Source organism: Streptomyces sp. UG1, from assembly GCF_049974585.1.
In the GTDB taxonomy this organism is placed as follows: domain Bacteria; phylum Actinomycetota; class Actinomycetes; order Streptomycetales; family Streptomycetaceae; genus Streptomyces.
On the sequence record NZ_JBNGGG010000012.1, the window covers coordinates 187,541 to 205,200 of the forward strand.

Annotated in this window: 16 protein-coding genes; 6 read left to right on the plus strand and 10 right to left on the minus strand. The window is 72.4% G+C overall.

What is annotated here, in order from left to right; genetic code table 11:
• Window positions 1-426: 426 nt before the first annotated feature.
• Window positions 427-1,440, minus strand: a complete 1,014-nt coding sequence (locus tag ACP4J3_RS16035; RefSeq protein WP_426534740.1) for a phosphotransferase family protein — start codon at window positions 1,438-1,440, stop codon at window positions 427-429.
• A gap of 277 nt (window positions 1,441-1,717) precedes the next feature.
• On the opposite strand from ACP4J3_RS16035, the gene ACP4J3_RS16040 reads away from it, so the two are divergent.
• The 4 genes from ACP4J3_RS16040 to ACP4J3_RS16055 all read left to right on the plus strand — a co-directional run bounded on the left by ACP4J3_RS16040 (window position 1,718) and on the right by ACP4J3_RS16055 (window position 7,028).
• Window positions 1,718-3,967 (plus strand): MMPL family transporter, encoded by a 2,250-nt coding sequence (locus tag ACP4J3_RS16040; protein WP_426534742.1) that lies wholly within the window; start codon window positions 1,718-1,720, stop codon window positions 3,965-3,967.
• Between the two features lie 116 nt (window positions 3,968-4,083).
• Window positions 4,084-5,328 (plus strand): sensor histidine kinase, encoded by a 1,245-nt coding sequence (locus tag ACP4J3_RS16045; RefSeq protein ID WP_426534744.1) that lies wholly within the window; start codon window positions 4,084-4,086, stop codon window positions 5,326-5,328.
• Between the two features lie 125 nt (window positions 5,329-5,453).
• On the plus strand, window positions 5,454-5,891 hold the full coding sequence (locus ACP4J3_RS16050) for an NfeD family protein (RefSeq protein ID WP_426534746.1): 438 nt from the start codon (window positions 5,454-5,456) through the stop codon (window positions 5,889-5,891).
• A 30-nt stretch (window positions 5,892-5,921) separates the two neighbouring features.
• Window positions 5,922-7,028: an SPFH domain-containing protein gene (locus ACP4J3_RS16055; RefSeq protein ID WP_426534748.1), complete on the plus strand. Its 1,107-nt coding sequence runs from the start codon at window positions 5,922-5,924 to the stop codon at window positions 7,026-7,028.
• A 64-nt stretch (window positions 7,029-7,092) separates the two neighbouring features.
• On the opposite strand, the gene ACP4J3_RS16060 is transcribed toward ACP4J3_RS16055, so the two are convergent.
• The 6 genes from ACP4J3_RS16060 to ACP4J3_RS16085 form a co-directional block, all read right to left on the minus strand.
• Complete coding sequence (locus ACP4J3_RS16060) at window positions 7,093-8,385, minus strand: DUF2201 family putative metallopeptidase (protein WP_426534750.1); 1,293 nt, start codon at window positions 8,383-8,385, stop codon at window positions 7,093-7,095.
• Window positions 8,382-9,620: an AAA family ATPase gene (locus ACP4J3_RS16065; RefSeq protein ID WP_426534752.1), complete on the minus strand. Its 1,239-nt coding sequence runs from the start codon at window positions 9,618-9,620 to the stop codon at window positions 8,382-8,384. Before ACP4J3_RS16065 ends, ACP4J3_RS16060 begins: the two co-directional genes overlap by 4 nt.
• 70 nt (window positions 9,621-9,690) lie before the next feature.
• Window positions 9,691-11,145: a hypothetical protein gene (locus ACP4J3_RS16070; RefSeq protein WP_426534754.1), complete on the minus strand. Its 1,455-nt coding sequence runs from the start codon at window positions 11,143-11,145 to the stop codon at window positions 9,691-9,693.
• Between the two features lie 912 nt (window positions 11,146-12,057).
• Window positions 12,058-12,549 carry an RNA polymerase sigma factor gene (locus tag ACP4J3_RS16075; protein WP_426534756.1) on the minus strand — a complete coding sequence of 164 codons (492 nt, stop codon included), beginning with the start codon at window positions 12,547-12,549 and terminating at the stop codon, window positions 12,058-12,060.
• 65 nt (window positions 12,550-12,614) lie between these two features.
• The gene (locus ACP4J3_RS16080; RefSeq protein WP_426534758.1) at window positions 12,615-13,244 is read right to left on the minus strand and encodes a class F sortase; all 630 of its coding nucleotides are present in this window, start codon (window positions 13,242-13,244) and stop codon (window positions 12,615-12,617) included.
• Window positions 13,241-13,618, minus strand: coding sequence for a sortase-dependent protein (locus ACP4J3_RS16085; protein ID WP_426534760.1), 378 nt, complete (start codon window positions 13,616-13,618; stop codon window positions 13,241-13,243). Before ACP4J3_RS16085 ends, ACP4J3_RS16080 begins: the two co-directional genes overlap by 4 nt.
• 165 nt (window positions 13,619-13,783) lie before the next feature.
• Between ACP4J3_RS16085 and ACP4J3_RS16090 the strand changes: the two genes are divergently transcribed.
• The gene (locus ACP4J3_RS16090) at window positions 13,784-14,212 is read left to right on the plus strand and encodes a DUF6153 family protein (RefSeq protein ID WP_426534762.1); all 429 of its coding nucleotides are present in this window, start codon (window positions 13,784-13,786) and stop codon (window positions 14,210-14,212) included.
• A gap of 111 nt (window positions 14,213-14,323) precedes the next feature.
• Entirely contained in the window at window positions 14,324-14,965 is a 642-nt protein-coding gene (locus tag ACP4J3_RS16095; protein WP_426534764.1) for a DUF305 domain-containing protein, read from the plus strand.
• A 72-nt stretch (window positions 14,966-15,037) separates the two neighbouring features.
• On the opposite strand, the gene ACP4J3_RS16100 is transcribed toward ACP4J3_RS16095, so the two are convergent.
• From ACP4J3_RS16100 to ACP4J3_RS16110, 3 genes are read right to left on the minus strand one after another with little or no spacing between them, the layout of a single operon-like run.
• The gene (locus ACP4J3_RS16100) at window positions 15,038-15,559 is read right to left on the minus strand and encodes a lasso peptide biosynthesis B2 protein (RefSeq protein ID WP_426534765.1); all 522 of its coding nucleotides are present in this window, start codon (window positions 15,557-15,559) and stop codon (window positions 15,038-15,040) included.
• Entirely contained in the window at window positions 15,556-15,831 is a 276-nt protein-coding gene (locus tag ACP4J3_RS16105; protein WP_426534767.1) for a PqqD family peptide modification chaperone, read from the minus strand. Before ACP4J3_RS16105 ends, ACP4J3_RS16100 begins: the two co-directional genes overlap by 4 nt.
• A gap of 5 nt (window positions 15,832-15,836) precedes the next feature.
• Window positions 15,837-17,294, minus strand: coding sequence for an asparagine synthase-related protein (locus tag ACP4J3_RS16110; RefSeq protein ID WP_426534769.1), 1,458 nt, complete (start codon window positions 17,292-17,294; stop codon window positions 15,837-15,839).
• Between the last annotated feature and the right edge of the window lie 366 nt (window positions 17,295-17,660).

The window sequence follows — 17,660 nt, forward strand, 5'->3', positions numbered from 1 at the left end:
GCGTCCGTCAGCCCGAGCCCCCTTGCCACCGTCCGCGTCCTTGTAGCCCTCCACGACGGCGATGCCCGCACTCAAGTGCGTGCTCACCGACGGCACTTCGAACCTGCGGGTTGCTGCGCTGCGCTCGATGAACCGGGCCGCCGCGACAGCTTTCTCGGCCCCAGCCCTCGTAGCGACCAGACAATCCAGCTCTGCCAGGCCCATCGGGGAGACAACGAGGTGGCTGATCGAGGCCAGGGCGGCCTTCTTGTGCGCGTCGTGACCAGCCAGCCTGGCGTCCAGGAGTCGGTACGGGACGTTGGTGTCTGCGATGGCGACGAGACTCAAGAGCCCATCCCCCTGAGCGTGTCCTCGCTCTCCTCATCGATGGTTGAACTCCCGGGCAGCAGCCTCCATGTATCCCGTGGGAAAGTCGCCTACGGGCGCCTACCCCAGCCCCCGCACCCGACCCAAGCTGTCCGCCAAGACCCGGCGGCAGTACGCAAGATGCTCCCCGCCATAGCCACGCGGGCCGCACTCCACCACGAGGATGAGGCCCAAGTAGAGGTGGTACAGGGCCAGTCGGTGCTGGAAAGCAGGGCTGGTGAAGTCCAGGGTGCCGCCGGCCCCGGTGTAACCCGCGACGAGGTCGCTGTCCGGGCTGGTGTCGCCGCCCACGGCCAGGGAGACCAGTTCGGCGGCGGGGTCGCCCCAGAAGGCTCGCTCGTGGTCGATGAGTCCGGTGATGCGGGGTCCGCCTCGACCGCTCGTACTCTCCGGCGCCTCCGTCTCGTCGATGAAGATGTTGCCCGGCCACAGGTCGAAGTGGACCAGCCGGGGCTCCTTGACCTCGTCCAGGGCATATCCGCCCTCGGCCACCAGGGTCCGGATGTCGCCCGGCGTCGCGTCCAGCGGTGACTGCCAGCGGGCGGCGTCGTCGAGGAGCGCGTCGACCATGGCGGTGAAGGCCGTCCGCCAGTCCGGGGCGGACAGCGCGGACTCGGCGGCCGGGTAGCCGAAGCGGCCGTCCTCGGCGGACAGGGTGTGCAGATGGGCTACGGCGGCGCCCAGTTGGCGGCGCAGTTCCCTTGTGGTGGACGGCGGCAGGCGGTCGGCTGCCTTGTCCCACGGGGTGCCCTCCAGGACGGAGATCGCGAGGAACTCCTCGTCGGCGTGGAGGAGTTCGGGGGTCGGGACGTCTGCGGTCGGTAGTTTCGCGATACGGCGGTAGACCGTGGCCTCCGTCGCGAGGATGCCGCGCTCGTAGCGCAGGACCTCGGCGTCCGGCGGCGGGGCGAGCTTCACGACGGCGGGGCGGCCGTCGTCGAGGCGGACGCAGTAGGCCGTGTTGAACCAGCCGTCGGTCAGCTCGGACTCCAGACGGCATCCGATGCCTGCGGAATCGCGGAGCAGGGCGTCGAGGTCCGCGGGAGACAGGTGGCGCTTGGTCCGGCTCTGCATGGGGCACGCTTTCGGCGGAGGGGCAGAAAAAGTGGTGGTTCAGACGTGATCACGGGAGCGCTCCCACAGTGCCGACCCGCCGCCACCCGGTCAAGGCCGCGCAGCGGTGACCCCGCCCGCTGCTCCCGTGGTCCCGTAGTCCCCACGGCCGACCCCCCACCCCCTCCCTACTGCATTCTCAGTACCGGCGATTGTCGGCAGCCGCACGACGACACGGCACCCCCGTCCCCGAGAGCCTGGGCACACCTTCGAGTCCCAGATGTGGAGACCCCCTGCCGTGGCTACTTTCCTGTATCGAGTGGGCCGTCTGGCCTTCCGGCGACGCTGGTACGTCGCCCTGGTCTGGGCGGCCGTGCTGGCCGCCGTCGGGCTGGGTGCCCTGAAGGCCCCGGGAGCCTCCGACGAGCAGTTCTCCATGCCGGGCATCGAGTCGCAGAAGGCGTTCGACCTGCTGGAGGAGCGCTTCCCGGGTGCGACGGCCGACGGCGCGACCGCGCGGGTCGTGTTCGTCGCGCCGGGCGGTCAGAAGGTGACCGCCGCAGAGAACAAGAAGGCCGTCGAGGCAGCCGTGGCCGAGCTGGGGGACGGTTCGCAGGTGGCGTCCGTCGTCGATCCGTTCCGGGCGAAGGCGGTGAGCGCGGACGGTACGACGGCGTACTCGACCGTTACGTACAAGGTCGGCGCCAGTGACCTCACCGACGCCAGCAGGGCCCAGCTCGAGCGGACCATCGACGGGGCCCGGGACTCCGGGCTGACCGTCGAGGCCGGCGGGAGCGCGATGTCCGAGGACGGCGGACCGGGCGGGGCCGCCGAGGTGATCGGCGTCGCGATCGCCGCCGTCGTCCTGCTCGTCACCTTCGGCTCCCTCGCCGCCGCGGGGCTGCCGCTGCTGACCGCCGTCATCGGCGTCGGCGTCAGCATGGCCACGATCCTCGCCCTGTCCTCCGCGCTCGGGCTGTCCACCACCACCGGCACCCTCGCGATGATGCTGGGCCTGGCCGTCGGCATCGACTACGCGCTGTTCGTCGTCTCGCGCTATCGAGAGGAGCGCGCCAAGGGGCGTACGCCGCAGGAGGCGACCGGAATGGCCGTCGGTACGGCCGGGTCGGCGGTCGTGTTCGCCGGGCTCACGGTCGTCATCGCGCTCGCCGGGCTGTCGGTCGTCGGCATCCCGATGCTCACCAAGATGGGGCTGGCCGCCGCGGGTGCTGTCGTCGTCGCCGTGTTCGTCGCGCTCACGCTGGTTCCCGCCTTCCTCGGCTTCTGGCCCAACGCCGTGCTCGCGCGGCGGGCCCGCAAGAGCGGCCGTATGGACCGTATGGACCGTATCGGCCGTATAGACCGTATAGAGGGGAGCGGTGGGGACAATGGGGGCACCCGATGGGCGCGGTTCGTGCTGCGGCGGCCGCTGCCCGTGCTGCTCCTCGGCGTCCTGGGGCTCGGGGCGCTCGCCGTGCCGATGACCGGGCTGCAGCTCGGCATGCCGGGTGACGAGGCGAAGTCGACGTCCACCACCGAGCGGCGGGCCTACGACGCGCTCGCCGACGCCTTCGGGCCGGGTTTCAACGGGCCGTTGAGCGTGGTCGTGGACGCCAGGGGTGACGCGGATCCCAAGGGTGCGGTCACGACAATCTCCGAGGAGATCGAGGCCACTGAGGGGGTCGTGTCCGTCTCCCCGGCCCGCTTCAACGACGCCGGTGACACGGCCGTCTTCTCCGTCGTGCCGTCCACCGCGCCGACCGACGAGAAGACCAAGGACCTGGTGACCGTCATCCGGGGCGAGCGGGACGGGATCGAGGCCGAGACCGGGGCGACCTTCGAGGTCACTGGCACCACCGCCCTGAACATCGACATCTCCGACAAGGTGCAGGCCGCGCTGGTGCCGTATCTGATCGTCGTGGTCGGGCTCGCGGTCGTGCTGCTGCTGGTCGTCTTCCGGTCGCTGCTCGTGCCGCTCAAGGCGGCCCTCGGCTTCCTGCTGTCGGTGCTGGCCTCCCTGGGCGCCGTCGTCGTGGTCTTCCAGGAGGGGCACGGCGCGGAACTGCTGGGCGTGGAGCAGACCGGGCCGATCATGAGCCTGATGCCGATCTTCCTGGTGGGCATCGTCTTCGGGCTCGCCATGGACTACGAGGTCTTCCTCGTCTCGCGGATGCGAGAGGCGTACGTCCACGGGGAGCGGCCCGCGCAGGCGGTGGTCTCCGGGTTCCGGCACAGCGCCCGCGTGGTCGTGGCCGCCGCGCTGATCATGATCGCGGTGTTCGCCGGGTTCATCGGAGAGAGCGACTCCATGATCAAGATGATCGGGTTCGGGCTCGCCTCCGCCGTGCTGCTCGACGCCTTCGTCGTACGGATGGCGATCGTGCCGGCCGTGCTCGCGCTGCTCGGCGACAAGGCCTGGTGGCTGCCGAAGTGGCTGGACCGGATCCTGCCGCGGGTGGACGTGGAGGGTGAGGCGCTCAGCCGGCGGCCCGAGACACCCGACTCCGTCCCGGCCGAGCTGGAACCGGCGGAACCGGCGCGCACCTGATCCTCCCGGCCCACTCCCCACAGGGACCGCCCGTGACGAAGGACACGGGCGGTCCCGTCGGCCGTCCGTACCCGGAGGCGTCCACCATGGACCCAGCCCACCGACCGGAGAGCACGATGAGCACCAGCCCGGAGCGGCGCTACGCGGACCGGCTCGACGAGTTCGCGGGCCGTCACCCCTTCCTCGTCGATTTGGCGCTCGTCATACCGCTGATGGGCTGCGCGACCCTCGGCAGCATGCTCACCCTGCCCGGCGCCGACCCGCCGGACCAGGACGGGACCGCCGTCGCCCTCATGGGCGTGGCCTGCCTCGCCCTGCTGAAGCACCGCAGCCACCCGCGCCTCGCCCTCGTCGTGAACGCGGCCTGCACCGTGGTCGTGATCGGGCTGGGGTACCTGCTCACCCCGCTGCTGCTGGCCCCCGTCATGGCGGCGCTGTACTGGCTGGCCACCGTCAGCGACCGCAGGACCACCCGCGTCTACGGCATCACCACCATGGTGGTGGTGACCATCGCGGCGGCGATCTCCGACTCCATGGAGCATGTGTCGCTGCTGCTCAGGACGATCGGCCCGTTCTTCTGGCTGCTGCTGCCGCTGGCCGCCGGCAAGATGACCCAGTTGCGGCGGGCCTACCTGAGTTCGATGCAGGCCCGCGCCGAGCACGCCGAGCGCACCCGGGAGGAGGAGGCGCGGCGGCGGGTCACCGAGGAGCGCATGCGCATCGCCCGTGAGCTGCACGACGTCGTCGCCCATCACCTGGCCCTGGCCAACGCCCAGGCCGGTACGGCCGCCCACCTGGCGCTCACCAACCCGGAGCAGACGCAGCGGATCCTCACCGACCTGAACGGCACGACGTCCTCCGCGCTGCGCGAGCTGAAGGCCACGCTGGGGCTGCTGCGGCGCAGCGGCGACGCGGACTCCGCCCCGCTGGAGCCCTCGCCCGGCCTCGCCCGCCTGCCCGAGCTGGTCGCGTCGTGCGCGTCCGCCGGGGTCACCGTCGAGGTCACCACCGAGGGGGAGCCGCGGCCGCTGTCGCCGGGCGTGGACCTGACCGCGTTCCGCATCGTGCAGGAGGCGCTCACCAACGTCACCAAGCACGCCACCGCGGAGGCCGCGTGCGTACGGCTCGTCTACTCCGGCTCCCAACTGCTGATCACGGTCACCGACGACGGCCCCGCCGCCACCCGCGCCCCCGCTCCCGGGACGGTGGGGTGCCGCGGCTACGGCGTCATGGGCATGCGCGAGCGCGCCCAGTCGATCGGCGGCGAGCTGAGCGCGGGCCCCCGCCCCGAGGGCGGCTTCGAGGTCACGACCGCGCTGCCGTTGCAGCCGTACGGGGCGCAGGAGGACGCGGCGCTCTGAGGCCGGGGCCGTGCTCGGACCAGGGCGAGCCGCGCAACGATCGTGAAGCACGGCTCCCGCGTCTGTCTGCCCGGCTTTCCGGGAGGTAACTTGGGGGAAGAAGGCCCCTGAGGGAGGGCGATCCGATGGCGTGGTTCGTATGGCTGCTCATCGCCGGGGTGCTGGGTGCCGCGGAGTTCTTCACACTGACACTGGTCTTCGGGTTGCTGGCGGGCGCCGCGGTGGTCGCCGCCGTGGTCGCGGGAGTGGGCGTCGGCGTTCTCGGCCAGCTCGTGGCCCTCGGAGTGGCGGCGGCTGCCGGTCTTCTCGTCGTCCGTCCCATCGCGATGCGGCACATGGAACAGCAGCCGGTCACGCGCGAGGGCAGTGATGCCCTGGTCGGCAGGCGGGCCGAGGTCATGCAGGAGGTCACCGCGACCCACGGCCTGATCAAGCTCTCCGGCGAGGAGTGGTCCGCCCGCGCCTTCGACGAGAGCCTGGTGATACCGGTGGGGGCGCTGGTGGACGTGATGGAGATCGAGGGCGCCACGGCCATCGTCTATCCCCGCGAGCTTCTGCCATGATCGTCCATCCCCGCTAGCAACGGAGGCACTGTGGATCCAGTTGGCATCCTCGCCCTTGTGGCGGTCCTCGTCGTCGTCTTCCTCGTGGCCTCCACGGTGCGGATCGTCCCGCAGGCGCGCCGCTACAACATCGAGCGGTTCGGCCGGTACCGCCGCACGCTCCAGCCCGGCCTGAACCTGGTCCTGCCGGTCGCGGACCGCATCAACACCAAACTCGACGTGCGCGAGCAGGTCTACTCGTCCGACCCCAGGCCGGTGATCACCGAGGACAACCTCGTGGTGAACATCGACACCGTGCTCTACTACCAGATCACCGACCCGCGGGCAGCGGCGTACGAGGTCGCCGACTACCTCCAGGCGATCGACCAGCTCACGGTGACCACGCTGCGCAACGTCATCGGCTCCATGGACCTGGAGGAGACGCTCACCTCGCGTGAGGAGATCAACTCCCGGCTGCGCGCCGTCCTCGACGACGCCACCGGCAAGTGGGGCATCCGGGTCAACCGCGTCGAGATCAAGGCCATCGATCCGCCGCACACCATCAAGGAGGCGATGGAGAAGCAGATGCGCGCCGAGCGGGACAAGCGCGCGGCCATCCTGCACGCCGAAGGGGAGCGGCAGGCGAAGATCCTCACCGCGGAGGGCACGAAGCAGAAGGACATCCTGGAGGCACAGGGCACGCAGCAGGCCATGATCCTGCGGGCGGACGGCGAGGCCAAGGCGGTGGAGCTGGTCTTCCAGGCCGTCCATCGCAACAACGCCGACCCGAAGGTCCTGGCCTACAAGTACCTCGAGACGCTTCCGCACCTGGCGAGCAGCGACAACAACACGTTCTGGGTGATCCCGGGTGAGCTGACCGAGGCGGTCCGGACGGTCACCAGCGCGTTCGGTGACCAGACGGCGGCGGGTGCTCCCGCACCGGCGCAACCCGCGGAGGCGGCCACCGCCGAGGAGACACCGCCCGAGAGCCGGACTCCGGAGCTGGGCGCGGGCTCGTCGGTCTCGCTCGACGCCGCGCAGGCCGCTGCCGACGAGGCCGAGAAGCAGGCCGCCGCCGCGGTGAGCGACGCCAAGGCGGAGGCCCAGGCGGCGATGTCGTCCCAGGTGCCGCGCCGGGAGCCGTCGTCCGGCGACTGAGCCCGTCGCCGCCCTCGGGGGACCGCCCGCCTCGGGGGGCCGCGCCGCCTCGGGGGCCGCGGCGTCAGGCCCGGCCCCCTGCCCCCGCCCCGATCTCCACCACCCGCGCCCAGGCCGGCGGCGCGTCCGGTACGTACTCGGCGCCGTCCTCGTCCCACGAGCGGCCGCCCGCCCGCCGGGACGAGCGCGAAGACCGGGGAAAGCGGGGAAACAGCCCCACTACCGTCGCGCACGGCGGCCGGGAGCCGGGCCACGGTGTCTGCCCGTCCGTCAGGGCGACGACGACATCGGGCCGTGGCCGCGTCCGCAGCGCCCGGTCGAAACCCGCGCGCAGATCCGTACCGCCGCCCCCGACCAGCTCGATTCCCTCGGCAGCGCACACCCGGTGCACACCCCCGGCCGCCGCGTCGCACGACACCACGCTCACTAGGTCACGGCGCCCGCCCACGGCCCTGGAGATCGCGGCGACCTCCAGCAGCGCGCTGCCCAGCTCGGCGTCGCTGACCGAGCCGGAGGTGTCGATCACGACACAGACGTGCGGCGGCCGGCGCCGCAGGCTCGGCAGGACGGCGCCGGGCACGGAGGCCGAACGGCGCGAGAGACGGCCGTACGTATAGTCCTCGCCCACCCCCGGACCGGACACGGCCGAGCGCACCGCCGCCCCCAGCAACTCCCGCCACGGCTGCGGCGGGTGGAACACCTCCTCGGCCCACCGCCGCCACCCGTCCGGGGCGTCCCCCGGCCGCCCGGTGATGCCCTGCGCGACCCGGAACCGTACGGCGTCCCGTTCCTGAGCGCTCAGCCCGTGGGCGCCGTCCGGCCCGAGATCCCACTCGCGCTCCAGGCCGTCGGCCCCGCTTCCGCAGTCCAGCCAGGCCAGCTCCTGCATCCGCGGCCCCAGCCGGAACTGCCGCAGATAGTCCTCCATCAGCTCGCCGTCGTTCAGCAGCAGGGTCTGCGGTACGACGGCCCCCGCGGGCCGCACCAGCCCGTCCCCGTACACATCGTCGTTGATCTCGCAGTCCGCGGCGATGTTCATCCGCAGCCGCTCCCCCGGCCCGGTCAGCCCGCGCTCCCGCGCCACCCGGTCGCTGCGCTCGTGATGGTCGCGCAGCAGATGCGACACCTCGTGCACCCACACCCCGGCCAGCTCCTCCACCGGCGTCCGCTCGACGAACACCGGCGACACATAGCACCGCCAGTGCCGGTCGACGGCCATGGTCGGCACCCGCCGCGACTCCACGACATGCAGGGCGAACAGGGCGGTCGCCAGATAGGGACGCACGCGGGCGGCGTGCAGACGGGCGGAGAACAGCTTGTCGCGGTCGAGGACGATCCCGTCACGCTCGACGTTCACCGGCCGCCCACCCCCGCCCTCGCGGTGGCCGCCGCCTGATCCGCCCGCCGCGACAGCGACACGACCCCGGCGAGCCGCTCGATCGACGCCGGAACGTCCCAGTCCGCCTCCCGCAGCGAGGCAAGCGTGCTCGCCGGTACGACGACCAGATCGGGCGCGCCGGTCTCCAAGGCCCGTACCAGCAAGGCCCAGGCCGCGTCCCAGCGCCCCTTGTCCGGACGCGCCCGCACCGCCTCCACCACACCCTCCAGCGCGGCCTGCCGCAGATCCCCCCGCTCGGGCAGCCCGGCCCCCGCCGGATCGGCGAGCAGCACCTCGGGATCCGGCAGATCCATCCGGTCCACGCAGGCCAGCAGCTCCAGCCCCGGCCCGTCCCCGACCGTCCCCCTGACCAGCAACGACAGCACATCCCGCGAAGCCCCCGCCGCAGTGGCGAAAGCCACCAGGCACTGCGTCATCTCCCAGCTCCGCGGCGACGGCCAGGGCCCGCCCCGCCGCGCCTCCCCGCTCGGCAGCCGGTGCACAAGGCCCGGCCGCCCCGACAGCAGCCCGCCCACCGCACGCCGCGCGAACTCCACGGCCTGCGGCAGTCGTTCCGGGTCGAGCCGCGGCAGGGTCGCCCGGGGCCAGGTCCCGGCGAGTCCGCGGACGACGACCTCGTGGTCGTGGGCCCACTGCAGATGCACGAACCGGTTGGCCAGCGGCGCGCTCAGCTCCCAGCCGTCGGCCGCCGAGGAGCGCGGATTGGCGGCGGCCACGATCCGCACCCCCGCCGGCAGCCGCAGCGCCCCGATCCTCCGCTCCAGCACCACCCGCAACAGCGCGGCCTGCACGGCGGGCGGCGCGGTCGACAGTTCGTCCAGGAACAGCAGCCCGCGCCCGGCCTTCACCAGCCGCACGGCCCAGTCGGGCGGAGCCATCGGCACCCCCTGCTCGGCGGGGTCGTCCCCCACGACGGGCAGCCCCGAGAAGTCGGACGGTTCATGAACGCTGGCGATCACGGTGGTCAGGGGAAGGTCCAGCGCGGCGGCGAGCTGCGTGAGCGAGGCGGTCTTGCCGATCCCCGGCTCACCCCACAGCAGGACGGGCAGATCGGCGGCGACGGCGAGGGTGAGGGCCTCGAGTTGGGGGTCGGGGCGGGGTTCGGTGGTGGTGTCGCGGAGGAGGGTCAACAGGTCGGCGGCTACATCGAGTTGGGTGGCGAGTCGGGTGGCGGGGCGGGCGGGTGTGGGCATGTGGGATCACCTTGGGGTTGTGTGAGGGTGGGGCAGGGGAGGGAAGAGCGCCGGGACCGCTGGGTGCGGATCAGGAAGTGGTCGCGTGACGTGGGCGCGCGGGGTTGTAGGCGGAACGACGGCTGCCACGGCCGCGACCGGCACCGGACGGCCGACCGCGATCGCCCGGCCCGTCGTACCGGACACTCCCCGGCCCGGGCCCGATCAGCCCGGCCCGGAAGAGCCCGTAGGTGATACGCCGCCGCGCGGCCGCCTCCAGCTCGTCCCGCAGCGCCCCGGCACGCAGCACCGCGTCCGGTCCGAGCAGCCCTTCGACGACGGCCAGCGCACCGGCGAAGTCGCCGTGCGAGAGCCGTTCGCGCACGTCGGGCAGGCATTCGGGATGCCGGTGGGCGTCGTCGATGGCCTGGAGGCAGGGCAGCGGGGTGCCGGTCAGAGCGGCGAGGAGTTCCTCGCGCCGGATCTCCTCGGGGTCATGGTCGAGCGGCGCCAGTACGCCGCCGACCAGCGCGATCCGATGCCGGGCACCCCGGCACTCGACGACCCGGGGCACCCCGGCCGGATCCGCGGACGGGCGCTGCGTCGGCGCGGAACGCTCCGGTACGAGCGCGGAGGCGACCAGCGGATGCAGCCGGCCGACGTCGACCGCACCGGCCCGCAGCAACTCCAGGTCGGGCAGCACCCAGGTGGCGGCGTCGGGGAGCAGGGGCAGAGCGGAGGCCGGCCGGTCGACGGACTCCACGATCCGTACGTCACGCCTGCCGACGTCCACGTCCACGTCCAGCAGAACCCGCCGCCGCCCCTCCAACCGCACGACGACACTCCCGGAGGAACGCCCTTCGGCACGAAGCAGCAGCCGCGCCTCGTCGCCCCACCGGTCAACGGCACAGCGAGGCCCGTACGACGAGGTCAGCCCAGGCAGGCCGGGCAGGTCATCGGCGCAGAGCCCGCACCCGGCCCGCACCCGCAGCTCACCGGCCCTCTCCGCATCCCACAGATGCCGGTGCAGATCGAGCCGGAACCGCCGATGGGGCCGCGGATGAGGGTGCCCACGAGCCGCAGGTGCGGCGGCAGCCACACGCCGCCCGCCACCCCACACCGCAAGGCTGATCCGCTGCCCGGCGTCCGCCCAGGCGGGCGGAGTCCGCACCACGAGATACAGCGGCTGCCCGCGCCCGTGCCCACGCCCGACGCCGCCGTACCGAGCGAGGGCGAGGGTCAGGCCAGGACGCAGTAACCCGTCGGGAGCGATCCTAGGCATGTGCCAGCGCAGCAGATCTGGAGCGAGACACCGAAGGTCGTCGCGCACCCGGCCGGCGACTTCACGCCCGTGATCCCGCGCCAGTGACCGCAGATTGAGATCGACATCGACCCCGGCGGCGGCACACGCCCCCGCCCAGTCCCCGGCGACCCGACGAGCGGTCGCGGTCTCGATCATGGCGGCCGGCACGGCGAACTCGCGCACGCGCGGCCAGAAGGAAAGCTCGGAGAGCCGGGAATCCCCGTTCGCGAAAATAGTGCCCATCAGCACTCACCTTGCGCGGACGGGACCCCCAATCTGTCAGCAGAGTGAGTCGTCATCGCGCACGAGCGTAACGCCGGGCGTGCCGAACCCGCGAGGGATTTTTTCTCCCCCGGCAACCTTTCGGCGCACGGCGACCACTGACACATGGCCAGCTCTCACCGAACGCCGTAAGGACCGAAACCCAAGCCGAAGCCGAAGCCAGAACCGAAACCATCCAGCCCGTCACCCACGACGGCGGCGGCTGCTCCGACCGCCGCGCCACCACCCCCGCAACCGGCATCGGGCTCAGCCCCGCTGGCAGGGAGGATCCGTCCCAGGACAACTACGAAGGCGTAAGTCCGGCGGCCTCGGACAAGATCTCGGTCCGCTACAAGACGGGCTCCAGCCCGCACTGGTGCGGCATCCAGGCGGTGGGCCACAGAAATCCGTTGGCACGACCGGATGTCCTGCAACCGACCGGTTCCAGTTCACGGCGCGCTGATCCCCGGCGTGGGAACCGCCGTAACGGTCGTTGTCGCCGGCCCCGTCGGCCCGGGGTCCCTTGTGGGTACCGGCGTCGCTTCTTGGGGCGGTGATGTTCGGGGCGTGAGTGTCGAAGGAGTGGGGGTGGGGGTGGGAGTGGGAGTCGGAGTGGGCGCGGGATTCGAAGGCTGGGTCGGGGGCGGGGTGGGCGGTGCCAGCGGGGGCGCCGGCGTGTTCGAGTGGTCCGTCGTGAAGGGGAGCGCGAGCAGGAGGGCCGCCGCGCAGGTCGCGGCCAATCCCGTCGCCGTACGTACCAGCCGTCGGCGTGACGCCTTGCGGCGGAGTGTCTCGTAGTGGCCGGGGGGCGGGGCGAGGTGGTCCGTGGGTGGGCGGAGGATGACCGCCAGGGGGTCGTCGGGGGCGAACTCCGGGCCGTTGAGGTCGCCTTCGTCAAAGCGTGTGGTCAAGGCTTCTCCTCAGGTGGACGCGGAGCAGTTCGCGGGCCGCGTGGAGGTCGGCCTTGACGGTCCCTTCCTTGCGTCCGGTCAGCACGGACACCTCCCGGATCGGCATGTCGGCGTAGTAGTGGAGGAGGATGGGGATGCGCAGGCGTTCGGGGAGGGACTGGACCAGGAGGCGGACCGACGGGTCCGACTGTTCCGTGTGGGCGTTCATCGCGGCCTCCGTCGTCGCCCGGCGCATCGCCTTGCGTTCGCGCTCCAGCTTGCGCCAGTGGTCGCGCACGAGGTTCGCCGCCGTGACGTAGAGGAAGCCGCGCGGTTCCTCGACCCGGCTCCAGCGGGCCCACAGCCTGGTGAAGGCCTCCGACGCGATCTCGTGCGCCGTCTCGTCGTCGTCGACGAGACGGCGGCACCAGCCGGCCAGGCGTGGATACAGGGCGGCGAACAGCTCGGACGCTGCCGTGTCGCGGGACCGTTTCAACGCTCTCCATGGTCGTGAGGAACCTGCACGGTATTCGTGGTCGGTAGTTGAGACGGCGGCATCGGTCAGGACGTCAACGTCGCGAACGCGATCACGTTGTCCCGGTACTCGTCTCCCGTGCGCGGGCCCCCGCACGTGATCAGGCGCAACTCCGGGCGCTTTACGTCCCCGTAGACCTCCTGCGCCGGGAAGTCCGCCTTGGCCACCGTCCGTACGGCGCTCACCGCGAACTCCGCCGACGTGCCGTCCTCCCTGCGCGCCACGATCCGGTCACCCCGCCGCAGTTCGTTGAGGCGGCGGAACACGCCGTCGCCGTACTCGCCCACCGTGACATGGCCCAGGATCACCGACGGGCCCACCTGGCCCGGCGTCGGCGAGTGCCGGTACCAGCCCGCCCGGTCGTCGGCCGTGATGGGTGGCACCTGGACCGTGCCGTCCGCCGCCAGGCCGAGGCGGATGAGCGGGGTGTCGACGTCGATCGCCGGGATCCGGAGGCGGACGGGTGTGGAACGGCCCAGTGCGCGTGCCGAGTTCGCGGATGATGACGACGAGGAGGAGGGGTCGTCCTCCCTTCCTCTCGTCCGGCGGGTGTCGGCGCCTGCGGCCGGGGGCGTCTCCTCGCCCTTGCCGCCGCACCCCACCAGCAGCGACGCCATCGCCCCTGCGGCGAACGCGCGCCTGGTGAGCGCCGTCATGCCCCGTTCGCCCGCCGACGCCGTACGACGAACGCCGTCGCGCCGCCCGCGAGCAGCAGCGCGGCCGCTCCCCCGCCGATCAGGGCGCCCGGCTCGGTCCCGGAGTTCGAGGCGGTCACTCCGGTGTCGGGGGCGCCGGACGGTACGACGGAGACCTGGCCGCCGTCAGGTGCCTGGGTCGGGACGGGCGTCGGTGCCGTGGAGGCGGAGGAGGTGGGCTCGGCCGGTGCGGCGGACGGGGTCGGAGCGGCCGACTGGTCGCTGGTCGGGCTGGGGACCGGGGTCGGGGACGTCGAGTCGGCGAGGGCGGGGGAGGCGCCTGCCAGGAGGGCGGTGCAGGTCAGGGCCAGGGCGCTGAGGATGGTCCGGCGCATGGACGTGCTCTCTTTCGTCGGGCCGCCGGTACGGCCGTATGCGTACGCGGCGGGCTGCTGTGACGGGTCGAGCGGAGAGACGAGGCAGGGGTGGAGCGGGTTGTAAAGAGATGGCAAAGGCGCATCGCGTGAGTCGGTTCGGACTCGCATACGTACGATGAGGGCGTGACAGCCCGTGCACAGCACCGCCGTGCGCCACAGCTCCCCGTTCCGGGGCCGTGGCGCATGCTTCTGCTGCTCGGGCTGCTCGCGGGGCTGTTCGGGATGCACGCGCTCGGGTCCGTGAACGCGGTCGCCGGCGCCTCGCACGACTCCCCGCACACCCACGCGCGGGCCATGAGCGCCCATGCGCCGGTCGCGAGCGACGAATCCGTCTGCCACGGCGGCACCACGGACGGCGGACACGCCCAGCACGCCGACCCGACCTGCGCCTCCGGTGCCGTCGGTGCGGGGCCCGTACTGCCGGCCCCGGCGCTCGATCCGGCCGCAGGCGCTGTCTCGGGCGGCCTCGACCACCACCCCACCCCGGCCCTCGCGCCCGACGGCGGGCGCGGGCCACCCTCACTCGCCGAACTCCAGATCCTGCGGACGTAGGACAAGGCCGGGCCGTCCCCCCTCACCACCGGGGCGTACGGCACTCAGTCATGTCCGTGCCACGCCCTGCCGAGGGCGCGGCAGCTCACGTACACCGCAGGAGTTCTCAGCATGAGCAGTACCCGTACCCTCGTCCGTCGCGCCGTCCTGGCCGCGACGGCCACCGCCGCCGCCTTCGTCCTCGCCGCGTGCGGCGGCGACAGCGGCGGGGACACCGCGGCCGACGCGTCCGCCTCGTCCTCCGCGAGCGCCGGCGCCGACGCCGCCGGCGCGCACAACGACCAGGACGTCGCCTTCGCGCAGGGCATGATCCCGCACCACCAGCAGGCCGTGCAGATGGCGAAGATGGCCGCGACGCAGGCTTCCTCGGCCGAGGTCAAGGACCTGGCATCCCGTATCGAGAAGGCCCAGGACCCGGAGATCCGGACCATGTCGGAGTGGCTGAAGACCTGGGGTGAGGACGTGCCCTCGGCCATGCCCGGCATGGACCACGGCGGCGGTCACTCCGGCGGCGCCGGCATGCCCGGGATGATGGACACCAAGGACATGGCCGAACTGATGAAGGCGTCCGGCAAGGGCTTCGACACCATGTTCCTGACCATGATGGTCGAGCACCACGAAGGCGCCGTGCAGATGGCCACCACCGAGAAGGACAAGGGCCGGTACGGCCCGGCGACCCAGCTCGCCGACGCCGTCATCACCGCCCAGACCGCCGAGATCAAGGAGATGAACAAGCTCCTCGGCAAGGGCTGACGCCCCGGGACGGCGGTGGGGCACGACCCACCGCCGTCCGGTTCACCGGTGCGCCCTCGCCGGCCGCCCCGGTCATACGACGCCCCGTACGCTCCGTACGTCCTCCCGCCCCCGTACGTGCTCGGAACCGAACCGCTGCAGCACCGTGAACCCGGTGCGCACCCCGGGGATGTCCGCGAGGACCTCCCCGTGCAGCTCCGCCCAGGCGTGGCACGCGAAGCGCCCGCCGATCGACGAGCGCTGCCGGGCGACGACGACCTCGACGGGCAGGCCAAGCGTGGTGAGGTGCACGGCGAGGGCGTAGGAGCGGGCCAGGCACAGCGCCTCGGGGTCGGCCAGCCGCAGGGCGGTCAGGCAGGCCGGCACCTCGCGGCGGGCGAGGCCGATCGCCTGCGCCTGTTCGGTCTGCCGGCGCACCGTGGGCCGCAGGGCACGCAGGTGGCGCTGGGCCTCGGGCCAGCCGCGCCGCCTGAGCAGCCGGGCGGCCCGGACGGTGCGGGCGGCGGCGAGCAGCCGGGCCCGCCGGGGCGGACGGGGCGGCGCCGGGCCGGGGTCCCAGAGGAGGAACTCCCAGTCGGCGGTGGGGCTCTTCATGTCGCTCGTGGCGCCGGTTCGGCGAGGTGGGACTCGGTGAGCGTGCCGGTCAGGCTGCTCAGGCCCTCCCGCAGCACCGTGTCGGTGGCGTCGATGCGCTCGCCGAGGTGGCGTACGGCCTCGTCGGTGCTGTCGTACTCGAGCGCGGCCTGGAGCATGAGCGTGGCCACGGGGTTCAGCTCGTAGTACGTGCCTTCCGTGCCGTCCAGGAGCAGTCCGCTGCCGTCGGCGGGGTCGAAAACGGTCTGGTCGGTGAGGCGGAGCAGCGGCATGACGGTCACCTCCGGTCGTCGGCCGCACCGGTCGGCCGACGTCGTGCTGCCAGATTGTCTTCCAGGTCGCGCAGGAAGAGCTCGACCATGGCGGAGCAGATCAGGTTCTCGGCGTTGCGGCGCAGCGCCCGCGGGTCGGCGAGCACTTCGGCGAGCCGCTGCGGGTCGACGACGCCCAGGGCGGTCAGCCTCGCGTCGGGGGCGCCGAGGACGCGGGCGAGGGCGTCGGGGTGGCGCAGGCACCAGGTCTCGTCGGGGGAGCCGAGCCAGGTCCTGCCGTAGTGCCGCCACACGTCCGGGGGCAGCCGGTGCGCGGCGGCCAGCCGCAGCACCGGTTTGTCGATGGTGCGCCCAGCGTGCGGGATGAGGTGGTAGGCGTCGGGCAGCCGGGCCGCGAGGCGGCGCAGCGGCCGGGCGCCGAGCGGTTTGGCGAGGTGGATGCCGCGGGGCCGCCACAGGGCCAGGTTCAGGGTGTGCTCCTGGGGCGCGAAGTCGGTGTCGTACGCCTCGGGGGCGGCGTCCGGGTGTGGGACGAGGAAGTCGCTGCCGAGTTCCGTCTCGGCGAGCGCCTCGGGGTCCGCGTAGAGGGAGTACGACGGCCGGGCGCTGCGCAGCAGCCGGCTCAGCTCCCAGCGGGTGGCGAGCAGGCCGCGCAGCATCCACGCCTTCTCGCGCGCCGGCACGTCCCCGGCGAGGATGTCGTACAGCCCGTAGCGCAGCGGCCCGAAGAGCATGTCCCCCTCCAGGCCGGACACGACCACCCGCACCCCGTCGGCCGCGATGCGGTCGGCGAGGCGCTCCAGGGTGCGCAGCCAGACGTGGTTGAAGGGGTGGGGCAGATCGCGGGCCGTGGCGAAGTAGTCCTCGTCGTCCGTGACGCGCGCGACGGTGACCAGGGGCACGTCGAGGTGCCGGCACACCTGGCGGGCGTATCCGGACTCGTCGGCCGAAGGGTCGTCGGTGCCCATGTGGTACGCCGTGACGTCCGCGCCGTGCTCGGTGAGCGCCGCGAGGACGGTGGCCGAGTCGACGCCGCCGGACAGGAGGATGCCGACGCGGCCGGCGTCGGCCCAGCGGCGGGTCTCCTCGCGCAGGAGGTCGTAGGTGAGGCGGGCGTACTCGCGCAGGGGGGTGCGGCGGCGCAGCTCGAGCGGGCTCGCGCGGTCGTAGGTCCAGGTGCGGGTGGAGTGGAGGCCGAGGACGACGAACTGGCCGGGGCGCGGCAGCGGTCCGAGGTCCGGGTAGAGGAGGACGTCCTCGCCCCGGCAGCTGCGCCAGAGCGTCTCGCCGTCGAAGTCCGGGAGGCGGCCGTGCAGGAGGTCCCTGGGGTCGGTGGACCAGGACAGGTGTCTGCCGCTCCGGCGGTGGAAGATCTGGTCGGGGCTGCACAGGCCGCGGAATATCAGGATCCGCTGCGGGGTGGCGACGCATCCGGAGAACTCCGGCGGGAGCGATCCGAGCATGCGCGCGAGCATTTCGAATTGTGCGGCGGATTGCGCGGAGGAGGTGGCGTCGACAATTCTCTGGACGCATTCCAGTGATGGACTGAATACGGGGGGACCGGTGAAAACAAATCGCCGGGTCAACCATTGAAGCGACAAATAACCGTCGGACGTGACGGCCCCTCCCCGTGCACCGATCTCAGCAGGTGAGGGGCCGAACTGCCGGTCTGTCACAGGATGTTGCCGTGGCCGAGGAGGTCAGGAACACCGCGGCGCAACTGGCCGGTGAGGTCCTCGATCCGTCCTAGTCGGACGACTGTGGGGGCCGTGTACCTCAGCATGTTCTTCACCTTCTTTCCCTCATGAGTAATCTATTACGGAGTTCCC

Bases quoted from the DNA above. Each gene is read 5' to 3' on its own strand.
- ACP4J3_RS16065 (WP_426534752.1), bottom strand. From the start codon at position 9,620: ATGCCCACACCCGCCCGCCCCGCCACCCGACTCGCCACCCAACTCGAT.
- ACP4J3_RS16045 (WP_426534744.1), top strand. From the start codon at position 4,084: ATGAGCACCAGCCCGGAGCGGCGCTACGCGGACCGGCTCGACGAGTTC.
- ACP4J3_RS16105 (WP_426534767.1), bottom strand. From the start codon at position 15,831: ATGCCGCTGCTCCGCCTCACCGACCAGACCGTTTTCGACCCCGCCGAC.
- ACP4J3_RS16050 (WP_426534746.1), top strand. From the start codon at position 5,454: ATGGCGTGGTTCGTATGGCTGCTCATCGCCGGGGTGCTGGGTGCCGCG.
- ACP4J3_RS16100 (WP_426534765.1), bottom strand. From the start codon at position 15,559: ATGAAGAGCCCCACCGCCGACTGGGAGTTCCTCCTCTGGGACCCCGGC.
- ACP4J3_RS16035 (WP_426534740.1), bottom strand. From the start codon at position 1,440: ATGCAGAGCCGGACCAAGCGCCACCTGTCTCCCGCGGACCTCGACGCC.
- ACP4J3_RS16070 (WP_426534754.1), bottom strand. From the start codon at position 11,145: ATGGGCACTATTTTCGCGAACGGGGATTCCCGGCTCTCCGAGCTTTCC.
- ACP4J3_RS16110 (WP_426534769.1), bottom strand. From the start codon at position 17,294: ATGCTCGGATCGCTCCCGCCGGAGTTCTCCGGATGCGTCGCCACCCCG.
- ACP4J3_RS16080 (WP_426534758.1), bottom strand. From the start codon at position 13,244: ATGACGGCGCTCACCAGGCGCGCGTTCGCCGCAGGGGCGATGGCGTCG.
- ACP4J3_RS16095 (WP_426534764.1), top strand. From the start codon at position 14,324: ATGAGCAGTACCCGTACCCTCGTCCGTCGCGCCGTCCTGGCCGCGACG.
- ACP4J3_RS16085 (WP_426534760.1), bottom strand. From the start codon at position 13,618: ATGCGCCGGACCATCCTCAGCGCCCTGGCCCTGACCTGCACCGCCCTC.